Annotated in this window: 17 protein-coding genes; 6 read left to right on the top strand and 11 right to left on the bottom strand. The window is 51.2% G+C overall.

Annotated features, from left to right (window positions below):
- Positions 1-361: 361 nt before the first annotated feature.
- The 3 genes from RIC19_RS16790 to RIC19_RS16780 form a co-directional block, all read right to left on the bottom strand.
- On the bottom strand, positions 362-1,522 hold the full coding sequence (locus RIC19_RS16790; protein ID WP_350179504.1) for an SUMF1/EgtB/PvdO family nonheme iron enzyme: 1,161 nt from the start codon (positions 1,520-1,522) through the stop codon (positions 362-364).
- Positions 1,523-1,660: 138 nt separating this feature from the next.
- Complete coding sequence (locus RIC19_RS16785; protein WP_350179503.1) at positions 1,661-4,276, bottom strand: TonB family protein; 2,616 nt, start codon at positions 4,274-4,276, stop codon at positions 1,661-1,663.
- A 12-nt stretch (positions 4,277-4,288) separates the two neighbouring features.
- Complete coding sequence (locus RIC19_RS16780) at positions 4,289-4,660, bottom strand: BlaI/MecI/CopY family transcriptional regulator (protein ID WP_350179502.1); 372 nt, start codon at positions 4,658-4,660, stop codon at positions 4,289-4,291.
- Positions 4,661-5,036: 376 nt separating this feature from the next.
- On the opposite strand from RIC19_RS16780, the gene RIC19_RS16775 reads away from it, so the two are divergent.
- Genes RIC19_RS16775 through RIC19_RS16765 form a run of 3 tightly spaced genes read left to right on the top strand, consistent with a single transcriptional unit; the run spans position 5,037 to position 7,430 of the window.
- A complete protein-coding gene (locus tag RIC19_RS16775) occupies positions 5,037-6,104 on the top strand; it encodes a glycosyltransferase family 4 protein (protein ID WP_350179501.1) in 1,068 nt (355 codons plus the stop codon).
- Positions 6,105-6,108: 4 nt separating this feature from the next.
- Entirely contained in the window at positions 6,109-6,471 is a 363-nt protein-coding gene (crcB, locus tag RIC19_RS16770; protein WP_350179500.1) for a fluoride efflux transporter CrcB, read from the top strand.
- A 20-nt stretch (positions 6,472-6,491) separates the two neighbouring features.
- Positions 6,492-7,430, top strand: coding sequence for a tryptophan 2,3-dioxygenase family protein (locus RIC19_RS16765; RefSeq protein ID WP_350179499.1), 939 nt, complete (start codon positions 6,492-6,494; stop codon positions 7,428-7,430).
- Between the two features lie 391 nt (positions 7,431-7,821).
- Here the strand turns inward: RIC19_RS16765 and RIC19_RS16760 are convergent, their stop codons facing one another.
- From RIC19_RS16760 to RIC19_RS16740, 5 genes are read right to left on the bottom strand one after another with little or no spacing between them, the layout of a single operon-like run.
- Positions 7,822-9,315 carry an O-antigen ligase family protein gene (locus RIC19_RS16760; RefSeq protein ID WP_350179498.1) on the bottom strand — a complete coding sequence of 498 codons (1,494 nt, stop codon included), beginning with the start codon at positions 9,313-9,315 and terminating at the stop codon, positions 7,822-7,824.
- Complete coding sequence (locus RIC19_RS16755) at positions 9,316-10,419, bottom strand: Wzz/FepE/Etk N-terminal domain-containing protein (RefSeq protein ID WP_350179497.1); 1,104 nt, start codon at positions 10,417-10,419, stop codon at positions 9,316-9,318.
- Between the two features lie 45 nt (positions 10,420-10,464).
- Entirely contained in the window at positions 10,465-11,454 is a 990-nt protein-coding gene (locus RIC19_RS16750; RefSeq protein ID WP_350179496.1) for an FkbM family methyltransferase, read from the bottom strand.
- 47 nt (positions 11,455-11,501) lie between these two features.
- Positions 11,502-12,956: an MATE family efflux transporter gene (locus RIC19_RS16745; RefSeq protein ID WP_350179495.1), complete on the bottom strand. Its 1,455-nt coding sequence runs from the start codon at positions 12,954-12,956 to the stop codon at positions 11,502-11,504.
- Between the two features lie 19 nt (positions 12,957-12,975).
- Positions 12,976-14,214 (bottom strand): ABC transporter permease, encoded by a 1,239-nt coding sequence (locus RIC19_RS16740; protein WP_350179494.1) that lies wholly within the window; start codon positions 14,212-14,214, stop codon positions 12,976-12,978.
- A gap of 69 nt (positions 14,215-14,283) precedes the next feature.
- On the opposite strand from RIC19_RS16740, the gene RIC19_RS16735 reads away from it, so the two are divergent.
- Positions 14,284-14,454, top strand: a complete 171-nt coding sequence (locus tag RIC19_RS16735) for a hypothetical protein (RefSeq protein ID WP_350179493.1) — start codon at positions 14,284-14,286, stop codon at positions 14,452-14,454.
- 113 nt (positions 14,455-14,567) lie between these two features.
- On the opposite strand, the gene RIC19_RS16730 is transcribed toward RIC19_RS16735, so the two are convergent.
- Genes RIC19_RS16730 through paaE form a run of 3 tightly spaced genes read right to left on the bottom strand, consistent with a single transcriptional unit; the run spans position 14,568 to position 16,755 of the window.
- The gene (locus RIC19_RS16730) at positions 14,568-15,077 is read right to left on the bottom strand and encodes a carboxypeptidase regulatory-like domain-containing protein (protein WP_350179492.1); all 510 of its coding nucleotides are present in this window, start codon (positions 15,075-15,077) and stop codon (positions 14,568-14,570) included.
- A gap of 13 nt (positions 15,078-15,090) precedes the next feature.
- Entirely contained in the window at positions 15,091-15,675 is a 585-nt protein-coding gene (locus tag RIC19_RS16725) for a TetR/AcrR family transcriptional regulator (RefSeq protein ID WP_350179491.1), read from the bottom strand.
- A 9-nt stretch (positions 15,676-15,684) separates the two neighbouring features.
- Positions 15,685-16,755, bottom strand: coding sequence for a 1,2-phenylacetyl-CoA epoxidase subunit PaaE (paaE, locus tag RIC19_RS16720; RefSeq protein ID WP_350179490.1), 1,071 nt, complete (start codon positions 16,753-16,755; stop codon positions 15,685-15,687).
- A 745-nt stretch (positions 16,756-17,500) separates the two neighbouring features.
- Here paaE and RIC19_RS16715 point away from each other — a divergent pair.
- Both RIC19_RS16715 and RIC19_RS16710 read left to right on the top strand, forming a co-directional pair.
- Complete coding sequence (locus RIC19_RS16715) at positions 17,501-18,187, top strand: hypothetical protein (RefSeq protein WP_350179489.1); 687 nt, start codon at positions 17,501-17,503, stop codon at positions 18,185-18,187.
- A 25-nt stretch (positions 18,188-18,212) separates the two neighbouring features.
- On the top strand, positions 18,213-18,440 hold a 228-nt coding region (locus RIC19_RS16710; RefSeq protein ID WP_350179488.1), incomplete at its 3' end, for a hypothetical protein.

Raw genomic sequence — 18,440 nt, 5'->3', positions numbered from 1 at the left:
AGGCAGATTCCCGATAAGTTTTTTATAACTTGCTTTAGATTTATATTCATAAGTCTTGACTGTCTAAGTGTAAGTTGTGGTAAACCCAAACTTAGGCAGTCTTTTTCATATATGAAAAATTTCGGTTGACGCCTATGCGGTGCACCGGGACCCTTTCCTGCCTGGCGAAGTGTTCGACACGCAGGCAGGTTTGCTTATACTTCGTCCCGAAAATCCTTCCCGCAAACTGCGGGACGGGCTATCTAACTCAGGCTAAACTCCGGTTTTCGTACCCCTGCCTGCCCGGCAAACCCGTTTGGCAGGCGGGTCCTCTAACCAAAAATGTTAATTTTCGACTAGAAGACAAAAGTCCCAACACGCTCTAATGAAAAATTACCCTAAACCCTGTAGAACGGCTACGGTGAAAGTTTTCATCCATAGGAATGATGTTGTCAACTTTCGCCTGTTGTTTGTACTGTGACCAATCGACTCCTATCGTTATCCTTGTCCCTTTTTTAGAAGGGAAGGTATCTAGGCACCATTCTCTAACATTGCCTATCAAATCGTATATGCCTGAGGTTGTAGATTGCTTCTGTGCTACCTCAAAGGGGCCTTCCTTTTGTTGTATCCAGCCAACTTTGCCTACCTGGTTAGAAGCCAGTAGGTTCTCTAAGTCTCTGCTGTAGCTGTTTACAGCTAATTCCCATTGTCGTACAGTAGGTAAACTACCGCCGACAAAACTGCAATAAGCAGCTGCATCGTAAAATGTAACATTTGTAATGGGATGATCTTTTTTAGTTGTATCCACATTTGCTGGGAATTCATAGCCTGTAGATTGGCAAAATTTCAAATACTGTGCTACGGTTACTTCAGTAGCCGAGATTTTAAATGATGGGGTACCATCTTCAGCTTCAATTGTAACTGTTTGAGGTATGATATTAGCGTCTTTTGAGGAGGTTGTACCTGTTGAATCTTCCTTGTAAATGGGCTTACTAGGCTCGGAACTTAGATTTTCAATTTCTTCTTCCTTCTCGATACTCGGATGGGCGACTACAACTTCCTGATGAGTATCTACGGGTATTTTTACTTTTTCATCTGAATTTCTCGGGCTCTCTTCTGCTTTTTTGAGGTTTCTTGAGGATGAAAGTTGGTCATGAAAGAAAAAAGTTGAGATAAGTACTAATGCAATGAGACTTAGAGCAATAAAGAAGAAAGTCTTGTAACGGATAGGTGTAAAGGCAGTACTGCTTGTTGAATTCAACTCCAATTCAGTAGGTTCCTCTTTAAAGGTGTCTAAGCCCTCCAGCTCCTCTATAGTCTGAAGTAGGCGGTACTTTAATTGATTTTCTTTTATTCGTATCTCGTTAGCAGTATAAAGATTTGATCTTTTTTCTTGTTTCAAACCCTCATAATCACTGGATATGAGAATTATTTCATTACGAATTTCTTTTGTATTGTTATTCCCTTCAAGAATTTTAAGGAGTGCCTGAATGACAAACTCAGTTCTCCCCTTTGCTATATGTTGTTTTAGTCTTTCGATCATATACGGAGTTTATAAATCCGCACTAATTTAATCAGGTATTTATAGAAATAAAAAATAATCCCAGACCTTAGCCATTGCAAAAGTCTGGGATCTCCATCTCTGGTTTCTAGGTGGTAAATCGATAGAAAGAATACCGCTCTACTTCACCACCACCTTCTCCACATAAACCCGTTCCCCCTGCCGGACCTCCAACAACACCGTGCCTTTAGGCAGGTTACTTAGGTCCAGCGTCTCATCTGCCTGCCCGCCAAACTGAAGGAGGGGGCGTTGGAGCAGCTGCTGCCCGGTGATGCTCAGAATACGGAGCGTAGTGGGTACCGCCTCACCTTTAAAGCGTACCCTCAGTTCACCGCTCGTTGGGTTGGGCGATGCCCGGAAGTTTTGAAGCTGCAGGGTTTGAGCTACAGGCTGCTCCCCGATATCGGACGGTCCTGGCTTCATGTAAATCTCCACTACGCCATTCGCACCGTCCTGGCCGTACTTTTCGATGGCTTTTTCGCCTTTGAGGACATGGATGCGGTCAATACCTTCGGGATCGATGTCTGACATCTCTTTGATATCTTTTACTTCTACATTACCCTGCCTGTTAAAGACGATCAACTTGGCCGGGGCATCGGGGCCGTTCAGGCGCACGGGAGCTTCTTGCTCAGAAAAGCTGATCTTCTCCAGCGCTTCTTTTTCCTGCTTGTTGCTCTGCTCCGGCAGTCGGAAGGACACCGGCAGGTTGAACTCCACAGCTACTTTTTTGCCGTCCTGTACGCCGGGTGTCCAGGTGATTTCCTGCTGTAGGAGTTGAGCGATGCGCAGCACCTCTTCGTCCAATACGGGAGTGACGGAGCGTACAATAGTGTATTCACGAACCTGACCGTCTGGCCCAATGATGAGGCTGACTACAACAGTGCCTTCCGTGCCTGCATCTTTTGCCGTTTTCGGGTACTTTATGTTTTGGTACACAAACTCCAGTAAGCGCTTTTGCGCACATTTATCCCGGGCTTGTGGCTGCTCCATCTCCTCACAGCCGGGGAAGCGGGGCATTTCCTCTACGATCTTGAACACTTCATCGCCAGATACTTCTGCGTCTGTGGCTTCCTCCGGTGGGCTATCCAACTTGAAGCGTATGGGCAGCTGCAAGGCCACATTTACCTTGCGCCCACGCTGCACGCCCGGCACCCAGGTGATTTCCTGCTGCATCTGCTGAGCGACGCGCAGGACCTCGGCATCAAGGGCCTCATTGGCAGAACGGGTAATGCTGAAGTCTGTAATGGCACCATCCTTGCCAATGACCAGCTTAAGCACCGGCATGCCTTCTACCCCGGCTTCTTTTGCGGCTTTGGGGTAGACCAGGTTTTCATAAATGTAAAGCATGAGCTCCTGATTGGCGCAGGCCTGCCGTTCGTCCGCTTTATCGATGTCCTCACAGCCCGGGAAGCGGGGCATTTCTTCCACGACCTTGAAAACCTCGTCCCCACCATCCGCTGCCGGTAGCTTGAATTTGAAAGGCAAGGTCATTTTCGCTGCTACCGGCTGTCCGCTTTCATCCGTTGCCGGGATCCAGTCAGGCAGTTGCCGTACGACAGCCACCGCGGCCTGATCAAGTGCCTCTCCGGCACTTTTAAGGACTTTGATGTCCTCAACTGCTCCGCTTTTGCTTACCGTAAATTCGACTACCGCCATACCTTCCTGCCCGGCCGCTTTAGCCGCTTCGGGGTACTTTAGTTTTTGCTGTATGAACGCCATCAGCTTTTCTGTGGTGCATTTTTGCTGCGCGGCTTCCAGCGCCAGCGTTTCGCAGCCTTTGAAGACCGGTTGGGGCCCTTCCCCATCATAGATCGCTGATTTGACCGGAGCTGCCGGGGTGGCAGGCAAGGTGAAGGCAAATGCCAGTGCGGCCAGCAGCGGAAGCGTCAGTGCATACCGCAGGAGTTGATGCCGGTGTGATTTCTTCTTCGTCATCATAAGAATCCGTTTTTTTAGTTGTACGTGTGAAAAATGGTTTGCTAAGGCAACCGCTTGTCCGGATTGCGATTGCCGGATCAACAAATGGCCGTATGTTGTTTTCTTGGAGTGGTGCAGCACGGCCGCATCGGCCAGGTATTCGTGCACCGTACGCAGAGAGCGGGCGTAGAGGTAAATGAGCGGATTGAACCAGAACAGCACAGTGAGTACTTCTGCAATCAGAATGTCGAGGCTGTGCCAGCCGTCCATATGGGCTTGTTCATGCCGGACGATTTTGGCGGCGTCGGACTTGGGGTAGGAGAGGGCACGGCTCCAAAAGAGCCAGCGGAAGAATGAAAATGGGGTGTGTAGTACAGGCGTGTTCACTTGCGTGTAAGCCGGGTGTTTTTCCTTGCTGCTCTTTCGGTAAAGCGTGAAAATCTGCCACATACCGTACAACAGACGGATGCCGGCGACCGCTACTCCGATCCAGTAGAGGAGCAGGAAGGCCTGTCGCCACGAAAAAGCGGGGGCGCTGCCTTCAGCAACCACATGGTCCGTAGCGCTACCTGTGACTACAATCTCCAGTTGCTGCACGCCAATTGTAATCGGCTGCATATAGTAGGAGGCCTGTAGTGCAGCTTGAGAAGTCAGCTCAGGCACCGGCCATTCCAGAGTGGGCAACAACAAGCTGATCAGAAGCGTAAGCATGAGGTAAGCCCGGTTGTAGCTAAAGAAGGTCGTTCGGCTAAGTACCAGAGCATATAGCAGATAGAAAACGCCCCAGCAGGCACTTACTTGTAAAATATAGGTCAGCATGGCATTCTGTTTTTACTCTTCTTCAAGTTTCTCCATCAAGTCATTGAGCTCCCGCAGGCTGAGGTCTTCCTCCTGTACCAAAAAAGAGACGAGTCGGTTCATCGAGCCTCCAAAGTAGTCCTGTACGAGTGTTTGTACGGACTGCCGGCTGTAAGCTTCCTTGGTCACCGCCGGCTCGTACACGAAGGTGCGGCCGTAGGCTTTGTGCTTCAAAAACCCCTTTTTATCATCCAGGATGCGGACCATCGTGGAGACGGTGCTGTGGGGGGGCTTTTTCAGCCCCAGCTCTTCCACCATGTAGGTGCGAATGTCGCTTACCGTACAGGGGGCGATCTCCCAAATGATCTGCATAATCTCTTCTTCTGCTTTGGTTAGTTTCTTCATGCTGCTTTGCTGTTGAAAGTGGAGGAATGCTCGTTCTTGAATCCAAATTTATAACGTAATCTTTAGTTATACAAGTTATTTAACTAGTTTTTACGTTAAGTGTCGGTTTATTTAGTTGCGGCTAGCCAAATGATGAATAAAGATGGGGTATTCTTGTTCTTAGATTTTGACTACAAAGTACGTTATGAGACTAGATTAACCGTTATTGATGCGGATGTGCCAGTTTTTGGTGGGCGGACTATTTGTTTTTCGAAAAAAGGAGTAATTTTAGGAGGCAAGCACTACTGAACCTCGCTAGATAAACATACTACCCTGGTTGATGATACTGTTATTTTGGTTTCTTCGGCCTATTCACCTTTGAAAACCCTCCAACACGATGTTTGTCTTGCTGCTTTGTTTCCTTACGGCTTTTGCAATGGCCTACTTATCCATTCCGTATATCATCAAGATTGCCCGCGACCGCAATTTATGCGAAGAACCCATCGAGCGTAGTTCTCATACCATAAGCACGCCAGCTCTGGGCGGTATCGGTATTTTCTGCGGCACCATCTTCGCGGTATTGATGTGGACCCCTTTCCAAAACTTTGCCAACCTGCAGTACATCCTGTGTGCCTTGCTGCTTATGTTCCTGGTAGGGCTCAAAGATGACCTGGACCCCATTCAGCCCCGGATCAAATTTGCCGCTCAGTTTTTTGCTGCGCTTATCGTTGTTTTCCAGGGCGGGATTTTCATGGAAGGTTGTTACGGCCTGTTTGGCGTTCACGACTTCCTGCCCGTCAATATTTTTAGGGTGCTGACCATTTTAGTATTCATGCTGATCATCAATGGGTTCAACCTTATTGATGGCATTAATGGGCTGGCCGGTAGCATAGGGACGCTTGCTGCCGGTATTCTGGGCGGATGGTTTTTTTGGGCGGGGCGTATTGAGCTTTCGGTATTGTCCTTTGCACTGGTAGGCACCTGTATCGCCTTTCTCAAGTTCAATTATACCCCTGCCAAAACCTTTATGGGCGACTCGGGCTCACTGGTGATTGGAATAACCTGCGCCATCCTCATCATCGCTTTTATCGATATCAATTACGAATTACCGGGCAACAGCCCCTACAAAATCAATAACGGCCCCGTTTTTGCGATCAGTGTAGCGATTTTGCCCATTTTTGATACGGTCCGTGTTTTCCTGACCCGCATAGTCCGGGGGCAGCCTCCTTTTAGCCCCGACCGCCGGCATATTCACCATTTGCTCATCGATTTTGGCTTCAGCCATACCATGACCACCACTATTCTCACTGGTATCAGTATACTTTTCATTACCTTGGTTATCGTATTGGACGGAATACTGGGCCTCCATGCACTCTTATTGTTAATCATCAGCCTGGCCAGTGCATTGACCTACTACCTGCATTGGGCAGTGGGGCGCTACCGGGCTCAGAAAATGGCCTTTTAGCTACATGCAAGCAGTTCTTTGGGTATTCCTGGGTGGCGGATTGGGAAGTTTAGCCCGTTTTGGCGTGGCTCGTAGCCTGCAAATCTGGAGCCCTCATTTCCCCTACGCCACGCTGATTGCGAATGTGCTCAGTTGCATTTTGCTCGGCTATCTGATGGGGCAAACCCTTCGGGGGCAGATTAGTCAGCAAGGGCAGTGGTTGCTGATGACCGGTTTTTGTGGTGGCTTCAGCACTTTTAGCACTTTCTCCGGCGAGTCCTTCAATTTGCTGCAAAGCGGGCATTATGCTTATGCGCTGTTAAATATGGGCGGGAGCCTGATCCTTGGGCTGATTTGTATATATTTGGGGCTACGCCTTAGCGGATAACCAAATTGAAGTACAATTCTATGGAGCTTACCCACGAAATCCTGGAACGCCTCGAACAACTGGAAGACAAATATGCGGTCATGGGGCAGGATATGCTGTCCTACCTTGATGGCCTGCTGTATGCGGATTACCTCACCTATTGGGATTATATCCACCTCGATACCCTGTTGAGCCTTCAAACTCCGGAGACACCGCTTCCGGATGAGAAAATCTTCATCATTTACCATCAGATTACAGAGCTGTACTTTAAGCTCAGCCTTCTGGCGATTGAACAACTGGTCGAAACGGAAAAGCCGGGCCTCGATTTCTTTAAGCGGCAGGTGAACCGGGTCAACCGTTATTTCGACAGCCTGGTGAGCTCATTTGAGATCATGGTGGAAGGCATGGACCGGGACGAGTTCCTCAAGTTCAGGATGAGCCTGCTGCCAGCCAGTGGCTTCCAGTCTGCACAGTACCGAAAGATCGAACTCATGAGCACCGACATGTACCGCCTCGTACACGGTAGCAAACGCGGTGAAGTTGCGGTAGACAGCCCGGTACCGGATTTGTACGAAAGACTGTATTGGAAATCGGGGGCCACCGAACTGGCAACCGGGAAAAAGACCCTTACCCTCAAACAATTTGAGCAGAAGTATGCGGAAGAATTCCAGGACCTGGGCGAGGAGATGCGCCACCGCAACCTGTGGCAAACCTACCTCCGGCTGCCGGAAGCGGACCGGGCAGACGAAGAGCTCCGGCAATTGCTGCGGCATTACGATTTTAATATAGAGGTGCGCTGGCCCCTTTCTCACCTGCGCAGTGCTGTACGTTACCTGGATGCCAAGCCACAGGTAATCGAAGCGACCGGTGGGACCAATTGGCAGGACTACCTGCCGCCTCGTAAACAACGCATCATTTTCTTTCCGGACTTGTGGACTCACGAAGAGCTGGAAGCCTGGGGCAAGAGTATCCGGTTTTAAGCGACGAGCAATCAATACCTGTCGGTTTTCCAGGAGCGCTTTTTCCTTTATCCGGCTTTAAAGAACCGCCGACCTTAGCGCCACTAATATCGGGGATCCCGCAATGCTGCGGGGCAAGCTCTGACTTCCTTACTAAATTTTCATTTAGAGCGTGTTGGGACTTTTGTCTTCTAGTCGAAAACTAACAATTTTTTGATTAGACGAGGCACGAAAACCGGAGTTTAGCCTTAGCTAAATGAGGATTTTCGGGACGAAGTATAAGCAAAAAAGTGTAGTTTGCAGACCGATTACTAAAGTCCCAACACGCTCTTAGCCCGCTAAACTTAAATTTAGTGACTTTACCAGAACCATAAATCCTTGATTTTTATGACGAAACCGCTCCAAACACGCTCTAAGCTTGTTTTTGCTTTAAGCCACGCCGGTATTTCAGGTCAAGATTGACCAAAATAGCAAGTGACATAAAAAAGAAAGGGCCAACCTTGTCCGTCTCCACCAAATCATTGATCAATTGCATGACCGAAATGATGATAATAGAGAGTATCGCCATCATTGCGATTTGCTTGTCGCGCTTAGAATGGGCGTTGGCATAGATCGCCTCCCCTCTGATCAGGGCATAAAATACCAGTGCCAGGTAAATCAGCAGGCCTACGATCCCTTGTTCTACCAGTGTCATCAGGTAGTAGTTGTGGATGCCCGACTGCTCCGGGTTGTCGCTCACATAGGTGGTAAAGCTGGTAACGGTATAGGATTTGTAAAAAAAGTAGAAGTTACCGGGGCCAAAGCCAAAGATGGGCTCAGCTGCCGTCATATTGAAGCCGGCGACCCAGCGGTACAAGCGCTCCATCGTCGAAATATCTTCCAGCTCATAAGTCGCCTGTAGCAGGTTGTTAAAGTCCTTGTGGGTGACGGTAGTCTCGTAGTTTGGCGCATAGTCCAGGTAGCGGTTGTCCATAACCATATAAGCCAGGCCAGCAATGCTTCCCGCTACCGCAAGGGCAAGCGCCCACTTGGTCAGCCGCCATTTCAGGACATAGTAAGCGCCGATAGCAACAACAACAGCTACATAGGCTGCCCGGGTATAGGAAAGCTGTATGGCGATGAGCAGTACGGGCAGGCTGAGGGTGATTGTCCACCGCTCCAGGCTTCCTTTGGGGTACCACTGCCGCACAAACCAGACGAAGGGAGTGAAGAGCACAATGATGGCCGCGTAAGCCACGTGGTTGCGGTAGAAAGGGGTCAGCACCCAGTGGATTTCTGCAAAGGTGAACCCCTGAGTGGCGTGCCTGGCCGTGACAATAAAAATAGTCAGCAACAAGGGCAGGAACACCGCCCAGAAGAACCGCTTGATGTCCTGCTCAGTTTTGAGCATCCGGCTGCCGAGGAAGAAGAAAGGCGCAATATACCAGATCTTTCCTGCCAAAAACTTAAAAGAGACCACCGGTTGATGAGACAAAAAAGCACTGATGGCGATCCATCCAATATGGAGCAGGAGGAGGAGTGAAATAGGGTGCAGCAACGGGCCTTTGTCCAGTTTTGGGCCTTTGCGGATCAGCAGCAGGAAGCCTGCCAGCATCAAGCCGATCATTAAAGGCTCCGTGGGTAGGTCCAGCCCAAGCCCGTTGGGCAATTGCAATTCGGTTGAAAGTGGGATACAGATCAGCAAAAGCGTGAAAACAGCGCGAATATCTACCACGGTCAGGAATACCACAACCAGGAGCGCCGGCACAGCAGCCAGGAAATACCACGACCCGGCGATAGCAGCAAAAACAGAGCCGGCAATCAGGGCACCGTAGGCCATGAAGAAGCGCTGAGTTTGATCCTGCTGCTGCCACCATTGCCGCCAGCCACCGGACAGCGCGTTGCTATGTTCGTCTCTTGCCTTCACTTATACCCCTTTGTATATGGATTTCCAGTCGACATCACGGTAGGTATCCAGAATCAGGACTCCAATAACCGAAAACAAAAAGGCAATGGCTACCGCGGCCATTACAATAAGGCTCCGCTTAGGGCGCGACTTGATGAGCGGCGTTTCGGCCTCTTCTACGACTACCACAGAAGGGATGTTAGAGTTGTAGACGGACAGGGTTTGCTTCAATCGTTCTTTATCTTCGCTCAGCGTAGCATTGGCTTCGAGGTATTGACGATTGAGCGTGCCTACTTCCGCCATGCCATCATTGAAGCGGTCCATGCGTTGCGTCAGGTTTTCAAAAGACTCTTCCAGTCCCCGCACACTGGCACGTATTTGGACGATGGTGTCACGGGGTACGCCCGGTGTTTCTTCCAAAGCCTTCAGCCGGGCGCGGTTCTGAATCAGTTTAGACTCCGCTTCAGACACCTGCCCCGTTAGCGCCTCAGACTGCCCGTCGATATTGTAAATGCCGTATCGGCGCCGTTTGGTTATCAGGCTATCGCTGAGCGACCGCAGTTGCGCTTCTTTATTTTCGATGTTGCTTTGGTACGATTGAATGGTGCGCTGCTGTCCATCTCTGATCAGTTGTCGTGCCATCTCACTGATTCTGCGTCTTGCGGTATTCGAAATGACTGCTGCCAGCTCCCGGTCTTTATCTTCCACACTGAGCTCAATAGCGTCCCGTTTGGTCTTTTCTACCTCGTACATCCCTAAAAACTTATCCCTGACTTTGAATTGGGCTTTGGGCTGGTCCGGGTTGATTTCATAATGCTCATAAAGCTGGAAAGTATCCACCAGGAAGTTGATCAGCATTCCGGATTGAGCGATGGTTAGGATGCGGTCAATATCATTCTCATTACCGTAGTAAGCCGTCTTGGTCTGCCCGTCCCCAAAGAGGGCATCAGGTTTGGCCTGATCCGGGCTGACCGCCAGGAATACGGTTGTACCTTTGTAGTAGTTGGGCAGGAACAAGCTGATCGCCACAGCACCAATTCCAGTTATCAGGCAGACGGTGATGATCTGCTTTTTCCATCGAAATAGCGTCCGGAGGACCTCTATAAGGTTGTCTTTCTGTTCCATGAATCTTTACTGGTCAAAAAAATTTGTGCAAAAGTACTTTCTTTACTACGAATTCCCAGCTTTTTGCTTGTTGCGGTGCACAAAAACGATATTGTCTGACTCCACGTTATGCTGCGCAAACCACTGCTCTATATCCTTCAATGGCAGGAGAGAACCATCCGCTTGAATGACTGCCGGCGTATAGCCGATGCTCAGCAGCAGCCGGGCTGCTTCCTGATGAGGCTGATTGCTGCGCTCCGGGCTGAGGTACTCAATGACAACGGTTGCCGGGTGCTGCTCCAGCCAGGGCAGCGCTCCCTGAATCACCGCAGCTTCCCCCCCTTCCACATCAATTTTGATCAGGTCCGGGGCAGCACCTTCCTGCTGTAGAAAGGCGCTAAGTTGCAAGCCTGCTACTTTCACTTCAGTAGGCTTGTGGCGTTCAAACCAGGGCTGCCCTTCAAACTGACTGATATCCGTTGAGTTGAATTCGGAATGCAGCGGGTCAAACTCGAAAAAGGTAACCTGTTGCCCGTTGGCATTCACCGCAGCGTGTATAGCCAGACTGTTTGGAAGCGGGTTAAGGTTGGCTGCCAGGTGAGAAAAGGTGCGCTTTGCAGCCTCAAAGGCGTATATCTTGCCGGTATCACCGATCAAGCTGGCCGCGAGGAGCGAAAAATAGCCAAAGTGGGCACCGATATCCACAAAGGTATTGCCGGCGCTGAGCTGATGGATCATAAACCGGGCCAGCCGTATTTCTGAGTCATGGGTCTTCCCGCCCGTCAGGTAAATATCGGTACCGGCAGGAAGGGCTATCTGCATCGTCTTCCCAAAAAAGGCAGGAGCTATAGCCTGTTGCTCTGTGCGCGAAAAGCGGTACCGGGTTTCGCGAAAGCTGATGGCATGGATATAACGGACCGGAGCGGCAGTCAGGCGCTGCCATTTGGTACCTTTGGCATACCGCTCTACCTGGTCAAGTGCGGCTAGTAAACGCTGCTTCATAAATTCGACAAATGCTTGTGGGTGCGAAGGTACAAACTCCCGGCTATTGTCCATGTACAAGCTGGTTTTTGCGCTCCTGAAGTAGCCATCATGCAAGGCTGCTATGGCTTCTGCGCCGGTTTTCCTTCCCGTAAGGTGATAACCTGTCCGCTGCGCAGCACAAACGAGAGTGCAATGAGCCCGCCAAGGGCTATGATCGACAGGAAAGACCAGTGCCAGCCCAGTGGGGTCCAGATTTGAATGCTCCAGCCCATAGCCAGTAACAATAGCGCAGCGCCTGCCAGTTGCCCCCAGACATTTACCGGAACCTTCAGCTGAAGCTGCCGACGGGCCACGAATAGCTCTCCGGTGAGGATGAAGACCTGAGTAGCCAGTGTAGCCATCGCGGCCCCCTGTGCTTTAAGGGTAGGGATCAGGAGCAGGTTCAGAGAAAGATTGATCGCCAGCCCAATGCCAAATACATAGTTGAGCTGCCGGGTATTATTGCTGGCAACCAACAGGGTGCCAAATACGTAGGTGCCTGCCACGGCCAGATAGCTGCCGCAAAGGAACAACAAGATCTTTCCGGAATAAGCAGAGCCGCTTGTGTAAAGCAACTGCATAATCTCTGTGCTGTAAAACCCAACGCCAACCAAAAGGATGATACCACTGAGGGTGATCAATTTGAAGCTGAAGCAGGCCAGTGGTGCAATCGCTTCCTTTCCTGCCAACATGCGCGAGAAAATAGGCAGTAGCAACCCTGCAAAGAGGAAACCTACCATATTGGCCGCTTCATACAGGCGGTAGGCAGACGCATAAAGGCCCGCTTCCCGTGGCCCGTCAGGGAGCAATTGCTCAATCATGATGCCATCGAGCCGGTAGTACGCAGACATCAGGAAGATACTGAGGGCATAGGGCGCACTTTCGCGCAGCAGGTACCATAAAAAAGCGGTGTGGACCCTGAACCGGAAACGGGGCAACTTTCGGGAAACAATGCCCAGCGACAGGAGGGCGGTAATGCTCAGAGAGGCGGTTTGTGCCCAGACGAACCACTCAATCCGGAACGGAGCGGGCATCAAATCCCCCCAAAGCAAGAAGCTGCAGATGACGATTAGCAGGAGCCGGTCCGTTACAGACAAAAGGCTGTCCAGCCGGTAGTGCCCAAGCCCGGATACATTGGACCGCAGGTAAAGCACCAGGGAAAACAGGATCTGGTTGAAAGCAATAAACAACAACAGGCTGAAATGTGGCAGCGTGTACCCTGCCCACCAGCCAACACTCAGGACTAATGCCAGGTAAATCAGGGAGAGCAGGCCTTTCAGGATGATAAAGTTGGGGAAGTATTTGATGAGCAACTGCCCGTGCTGCGCAATATGCCGGTTGTTGTAATTCTGTATGCCAAAGTCATTGACGATCTGGAACAGGAACGTGAAGTTGAACAGGGCGAAGTACAGCCCGTACTCACTTTCCGGTACGGTATTCTGCACCGTCCGGTCAATACCAAACAGGTAAAATGGCTTGATCAGCAGGTTGGCAGCCAGCAGGAAGATGATATTGAGGAGAAACTCACGCTTCATGGGCGCAAGGTAATGTCTTTTACTCGTACCGCAGCGATTCGATAGGGTCTAAACGGCTTGCCTTCATCGCCGGGTATAGCCCTGACAGCAGGCCCACACCGGTACAGGTGACGATCGCGATCATCACCCACACCCAGGGGAACAGGAAGCTACCATTGGCAATAATGGCAACGACGTTGCCGGCCAGTACGCCCAGTACAATTCCGACCAGCCCGCCAATCAGGCTGATGGTCACGGCTTCAGCCAGAAATTGGGTGAGAATGGTACCGCGCTTCGCACCGATGGCTTTGGAAATCCCGATTTCGCGGGTGCGCTCCGTTACCGATACGAGCATGATATTCATGAGCCCGATGGCAGCCCCGATGAGGGTGATGAGCCCGATGCCTACCGCTGCCCAACGGAAGTACGTGGTGTTTTCCCGGATGAGCCCGATGAGGCTGTCGCTTTTCGTAATTTCAAAGTCGTTGTCCTGTGCGGCTTCCAACCCACGGATGTTGCGGAAGAGCCCCGTTGCGTAATCCGTACCGATATCAATCTGTGCGGCATCGTTCACCGCGATCATGAGGCTGTAGTTGGTGCGGCTGCTGCCGTAGTAGCGCTTACCGGTTTGTAGCGGGATGAGCACGCGGCGGTCTTCATTGCCGCCCATACTTGAGCCTTTGGATTGCATGACGCCCACCACCTTGAGCTTGATGTTGCCGGCATGGACGTATTGCCCAACGGCTTTCTCCGGTTGCCCATTGAAGAGCTCATCAACGATCTCTGCGCCGATGATCGCGATGAACCCGCCCCGGAGCGATTCCAGGTAGGTGAAGTTCCGGCCCGCTGCGAGTGTAAATCCTTTGGATTCCAGGTAGTTCTCATCTATGCCAAACAGCCCGACGTTGGGGTTGGTCTTTTCATCGGCCCGCTTGATGGTTGCTGTACCGGAACAGGGCACGGATACGGACACCCTTGCCGGGAAATCATAGGCGTCCTTAAAAGCCAGGGCCTGATCGTAGGAGATAGGCTCGCCGACTTTCTCACGCCGCCCGCCGCGGTGCCCACGTACGCCTTCGCCCCGTGGCTCAATATCAAAAGTATTGGCGCCCAGACTGGACAGGTTGTCGCTCAGCGAATTGATGCCTACGTCGATAGCCGTGAGAATGCCTACCAGGGCCATAATGCCGAAGGCAATGATCATCAGGGTCAGGATGGCGCGCAGCCAGTTGGACCGGACGGTGCGCAGGGCGAGTATGATGTTTTCGCGTAGGCTCATGGTGGTGGCTTTATTTTTACAAAATCGAATGTAGTGTTTTTTGGTGGAAGGGTGGAATAAGTTCGATGAATGGGGGGTGGGAGTCGGCGGTTGGGGGTGGGTAGTCGGGGAGTGGGCAGTGGGGCGGTGGGGCAGTGGGTAGTCTGGCAGTGGGCAGTCGGCAGTGGGGCGGTGGGGAGTCTTGCAGTCGGCAGTGGGGCGGTGGGGCAGTGGGCAGTCGGGCAGTGGGGCGGTGGGTAGTCTGGCAGTCGGCAGTGGGGCGGTGGGCAGTCTTGCAGTCGACAGTGGGGCGGTGGGGCAGTGGGCAGTCTTGCAGTGGGGAGTCTGGCAGTCGGCAGTCGGCAGTGGGTGGGCTAGAGGCCGCCGGGGAAGAGTGGGGAGTGTTTGAGGTCGCTGCTGTGGTAGGTGGCGCCGGAGGAGGTATTGTCCCTATCGATGAGGGGGATGCGGTAGCTGGGGCAGTAGAGGCCTTCGGTGAATTGTTTTTTGGGCGTGAGGTAGGCGTTTAAAAGGTAGGAACCGGGTGGTAGGGGCTGGAGTTGGTAGGTTGCGGTTTCGTGGCCAACGTAGAGGGCTTTGAGGGTTAGCTCCGTATGGGCAGGCAGGGTGATGGTGTAGTAGCCGTTGAAGTCTGCTTCAGTACCTTTGATGAGGGTGTTGTCTTGGTAAGCGGCGATGGTGCAGAAAAGGAGGGGGGCTCCGGAGGGGTCTTGGGTGGTACCTTGCAGGGTTAGGATGGAATCAGGTGCTGTTCGGCTGACTGTATCCATGGGCGTGGGAGTTGCCTGTGTTATGGAGTCAGTGGTGGTACAACCGGATAGTATAAGGGCGAGTGCGGCAAAGTATACTGGGAGGCGCTTCATAGCAAGGATGTTTTTATGAAGAACGCAGGCCGCCCATGAGGAGTTCTATGACTTCGGCTTCCACAGCTTCTGCAGAGAGGGATTTGCCGTCCTGAAACCAGTCGTAGAGCCAGCGCACGGAAGAGAACAGGGTGAAAAGCATGATGTTAGTGTCTGTGGGGCGGAAAGCACCGCTATTGATACCTGCTGTGAGGATGTTGCGGAAACGCTGCTCGTAGTCCTTGCGCAGGGTTTTGAATTCGGAAAGGTAGGGCTCATTGAGGTGGCGCCACTCGTCGTTGAAAGCGGTGACGGAAGTGGCGTCTTCCATAGCGGTCCGGATGTGGAGGGACAGCAGGGCACGGACCTGTGCGGGCGCATCTGCACCGGATTTTTCCACTTCTTCCATACCGGAGATAAAGCGGTGGGCATTATCAAAGCAGATGTTGCGCAGGATTTCTTCCTTGGAGGAAATGTGGTTGTACAGGCTTGAGGCCTTCAGGTTGACTGCTTCAGCCAGATCACGCATGGAGGTGGCCGAGTAGCCCTTGTCGCGGAACAAATGGGCGGCGGCTTCCTGAATGATTTCCTTCTTGGTCTTCTTCGTTGTCGTAGTCATGCAGCAAAGTTAACTATCAAAATCCACAGCGACCCGGTCCGTTTTGGGGTGGGCCTGACAGGTGAGGATGTAGCCGGCAGCCAGCTCATCGGGCTCCAGGGCGTAGTTGACGTCCATTTCCACTTCCCCTTCGGTCAGCTTGGCGCGGCAGGTGCTGCAGACCCCGCCTTTACAGGCAAAGGGCAGGTCGGCACCCGCTTTCAGCGCACCGTCCAGGAGGGATTCGGCATCGGAAGCGAGGGGGAATTCCACCGTGGTGCCGTCCAGGGTGATGGCGACCATAGCGTCCACCTTAGGCTGATCTGCACTGCTTTTGGCTTTGGGGGCAGGCGCTTTTCCATTGCCGGTATTGAAGAGCTCGAAGTGGATTTTCTTGCGGTCCACGCCGTGTTGCTCCAGCACCTCCCGGATGCCCTCAATCATCGGGAGCGGCCCGCAAAGGTAGAAGTCATCCACATCAGCCGTATCAATCAGCTTGTCGCAAATCGTAGCGCACTTATCGGCAGAGATGCGGCCACTCAGCAGCGGGCTGCCCAGCTTCTCCCGGCTGAGTACGTGGTAAATGCGCAGCCGGCCCATGTGCTCGTTCTTCAGCCCTTCGATTTCTTCCCGGAAGATGATGCTGTCCACCATGCGATTGCCGTAGAAAAGGGTGAACATACTCTGTGGCTCCTGCTCCAGTACAGTCTTCATAATGGACATCACCGGCGTAATACCCGATCCCGCCGCGAAGGCTACATAGTGTTTGGCTTTCGCCTGATCTGGCTCAGCGGTAAAGCGGCCCATAGGTGTCATCACCTCCAGCTCATCGCCAGCCTTCAGCGTTTCATTGGCGTAGGTGGAAAAACGGCCTTCCGGCACCTTCTTCACCGCCACGCGCAGCCCTTCGGCCGGTGTGCTGCAAATGGAGTAGGAGCGGCGCACCTCTTCACCATTGATTTCCGCCTTGAGCGTCAGGTATTGTCCGGGCAGAAAGGCGTACTCCGGCTGTAGTGCTTCCGGCACTTCAAAGGCTATAGACACACATTCTTCGGTCTCAGGCTGCACTTCGCGTATCTTCAGAGGATGAAACTTTGGCATTGCTGTTCAGTCTTTTGTATGAATAACGATACGAATGAACGTTCGTTTGCAAAGATAGGAAAAAGGTTGGGAAGCTTTGCGTCCGTCTCCGTAAAGTGTTGCAGGTGTAGAGCTTAAGCCCGGGCTTTTCCGGGAGCTCTGCCCCAGCTTCATCCTGGGAAACCTGCCGGATCCCAGTAGAAATCGGGACCTGACAGGAGCCCTTGCCCAGAGGTAGCCTACCTACAAAATGTTAACCAGCCGCTCCCCCCGGGCCGTGCTCAACAGCCCCACACCTTCTGCGCAGCCACAGCAAACCCATTGTAACCCGCGTCCCTGAATCACCAAGCTTTGTGCTTCCTACAATGTTTTTTTTGATAAAAAAGCTCAAAAATTTGGAAATATTGCGGGGGGGGGTAAATTTGATCATCGCTAAAATATAAAAGCACATAATAAAACGGGAATTAGTTTTTTCGCAGTATTTGTGTTGCTTGCAGCACGCTGTGCCGTTCGGGCGCTCCGTTCATTTCGATTAATTGCACCAGGTTTTTTATTCATGTTTTTGCACGACTAACCGGCTACAAGTCCGGCATTAAAAGATGGTTATGTATCCTGTGTACAGATTAGTACCTGGCCGTTCTATGCCTAATGGTGATGGCCGCTGTTGTTGTATTGAATACCGTCACCGGTGCGCCGGAAGTGCAAAAAAGTCAGTTTTGAATGAAAACGTTAAGCGTAGCTATTTCAAACCAAAATATCATGTAGTATGAAAAAATCACTGTTGAATTTGCTCTACCTTCGTTTCGCATGCCAAAAGATTTTGTGCGGATTTTGCATGGTAGGTCTCGTGTTGCTGGCCACTTCCCAAAAAGGTTACACCCAGTGCAGTGTATACCCTAATCTTTTAACCGCCAATTTGAATAGCGCTAATTCGACGCTATCCATATCCGGGATAAGTTGTGAACCTTGCCGGGTTGGAGTTGGCGAGAACCGCAACAGATGCATCTGCAGGGAGGATTGTAAGCGCATGATTCCCCTGGAAACTGTTATTGATGAAATACAAAATGATTGTATCGAAGATTGTGCAGATGAGTTCCCTAATGATCCTAATTCATATCACCATTGTTTAGGTTATTGTGATGAATTGCCTTTTCAGGATTATTATGACTGTTTATCAGACTGTGGTAACTATAGTCAGTTGAGGCGCCCTGTAGAATATGAATACGCAATAGGTATATGGTACACCACAGGATTTGTACCTTCATTTACTGGGAATCCTGACGAAATATTTCAAAGTGAAAATAACGGCGCTCCTCCGGAAACAATAAGTGTATCTTTGATGAATACCCCATCAGGAAGCTATAGCTATTGTTACTTTACAGACTTAATAGTCTCCTACGACGATGGCACCTGCTGTCGTTTCATCAATGCAGAGTGCGTATCTATTGGTTAATTTGCTAATTTAAAACCCACAAAACATGAAAAAGATAACACTTCTGGCAGCACTCGCCATACTGATGCTTGCCGCTTGTGAAAAGGACACCGTGAGCACTGATGGGAACAGTTCCAACGGTGAACTGGCAAACCTGACGATCGGCATCGTGAGAGATTACCTGCCGTTGGATTTGGTCAGGCAAAACAGCACAGTAGTCTTTAAGAATGCCGATGGAGAAGAAAAAAAGCTTCAGATTCACTGGCTGGAAGAA

It is taken from the genome of Phaeodactylibacter sp. (assembly GCF_040219495.1).
Classification (GTDB): Bacteria; Bacteroidota; Bacteroidia; order Chitinophagales; family Saprospiraceae; genus Phaeodactylibacter.
The sequence above is the reverse complement of the archived record's forward strand: the minus strand, read 5'-3'. Positions and strand labels throughout refer to the sequence as shown.

What these genes read in the sequence shown, in the direction of transcription:
- RIC19_RS16790 (WP_350179504.1), bottom strand. Translation starts at nt 1,522, where the DNA reads ATGATCGAAAGACTAAAACAACATATAGCAAAGGGGAGAACTGAGTTT.
- RIC19_RS16785 (WP_350179503.1), bottom strand. Translation starts at nt 4,276, where the DNA reads ATGCTGACCTATATTTTACAAGTAAGTGCCTGCTGGGGCGTTTTCTAT.
- RIC19_RS16780 (WP_350179502.1), bottom strand. Translation starts at nt 4,660, where the DNA reads ATGAAGAAACTAACCAAAGCAGAAGAAGAGATTATGCAGATCATTTGG.
- RIC19_RS16775 (WP_350179501.1), top strand. Translation starts at nt 5,037, where the DNA reads ATGTTTGTCTTGCTGCTTTGTTTCCTTACGGCTTTTGCAATGGCCTAC.
- crcB (WP_350179500.1), top strand. Translation starts at nt 6,109, where the DNA reads ATGCAAGCAGTTCTTTGGGTATTCCTGGGTGGCGGATTGGGAAGTTTA.
- RIC19_RS16765 (WP_350179499.1), top strand. Translation starts at nt 6,492, where the DNA reads ATGGAGCTTACCCACGAAATCCTGGAACGCCTCGAACAACTGGAAGAC.
- RIC19_RS16755 (WP_350179497.1), bottom strand. Translation starts at nt 10,419, where the DNA reads ATGGAACAGAAAGACAACCTTATAGAGGTCCTCCGGACGCTATTTCGA.
- RIC19_RS16750 (WP_350179496.1), bottom strand. Translation starts at nt 11,454, where the DNA reads ATGGACAATAGCCGGGAGTTTGTACCTTCGCACCCACAAGCATTTGTC.
- RIC19_RS16745 (WP_350179495.1), bottom strand. Translation starts at nt 12,956, where the DNA reads ATGAAGCGTGAGTTTCTCCTCAATATCATCTTCCTGCTGGCTGCCAAC.
- RIC19_RS16740 (WP_350179494.1), bottom strand. Translation starts at nt 14,214, where the DNA reads ATGAGCCTACGCGAAAACATCATACTCGCCCTGCGCACCGTCCGGTCC.
- RIC19_RS16735 (WP_350179493.1), top strand. Translation starts at nt 14,284, where the DNA reads ATGGGGGGTGGGAGTCGGCGGTTGGGGGTGGGTAGTCGGGGAGTGGGC.
- RIC19_RS16730 (WP_350179492.1), bottom strand. Translation starts at nt 15,077, where the DNA reads ATGAAGCGCCTCCCAGTATACTTTGCCGCACTCGCCCTTATACTATCC.
- RIC19_RS16725 (WP_350179491.1), bottom strand. Translation starts at nt 15,675, where the DNA reads ATGACTACGACAACGAAGAAGACCAAGAAGGAAATCATTCAGGAAGCC.
- paaE (WP_350179490.1), bottom strand. Translation starts at nt 16,755, where the DNA reads ATGCCAAAGTTTCATCCTCTGAAGATACGCGAAGTGCAGCCTGAGACC.
- RIC19_RS16715 (WP_350179489.1), top strand. Translation starts at nt 17,501, where the DNA reads ATGAAAAAATCACTGTTGAATTTGCTCTACCTTCGTTTCGCATGCCAA.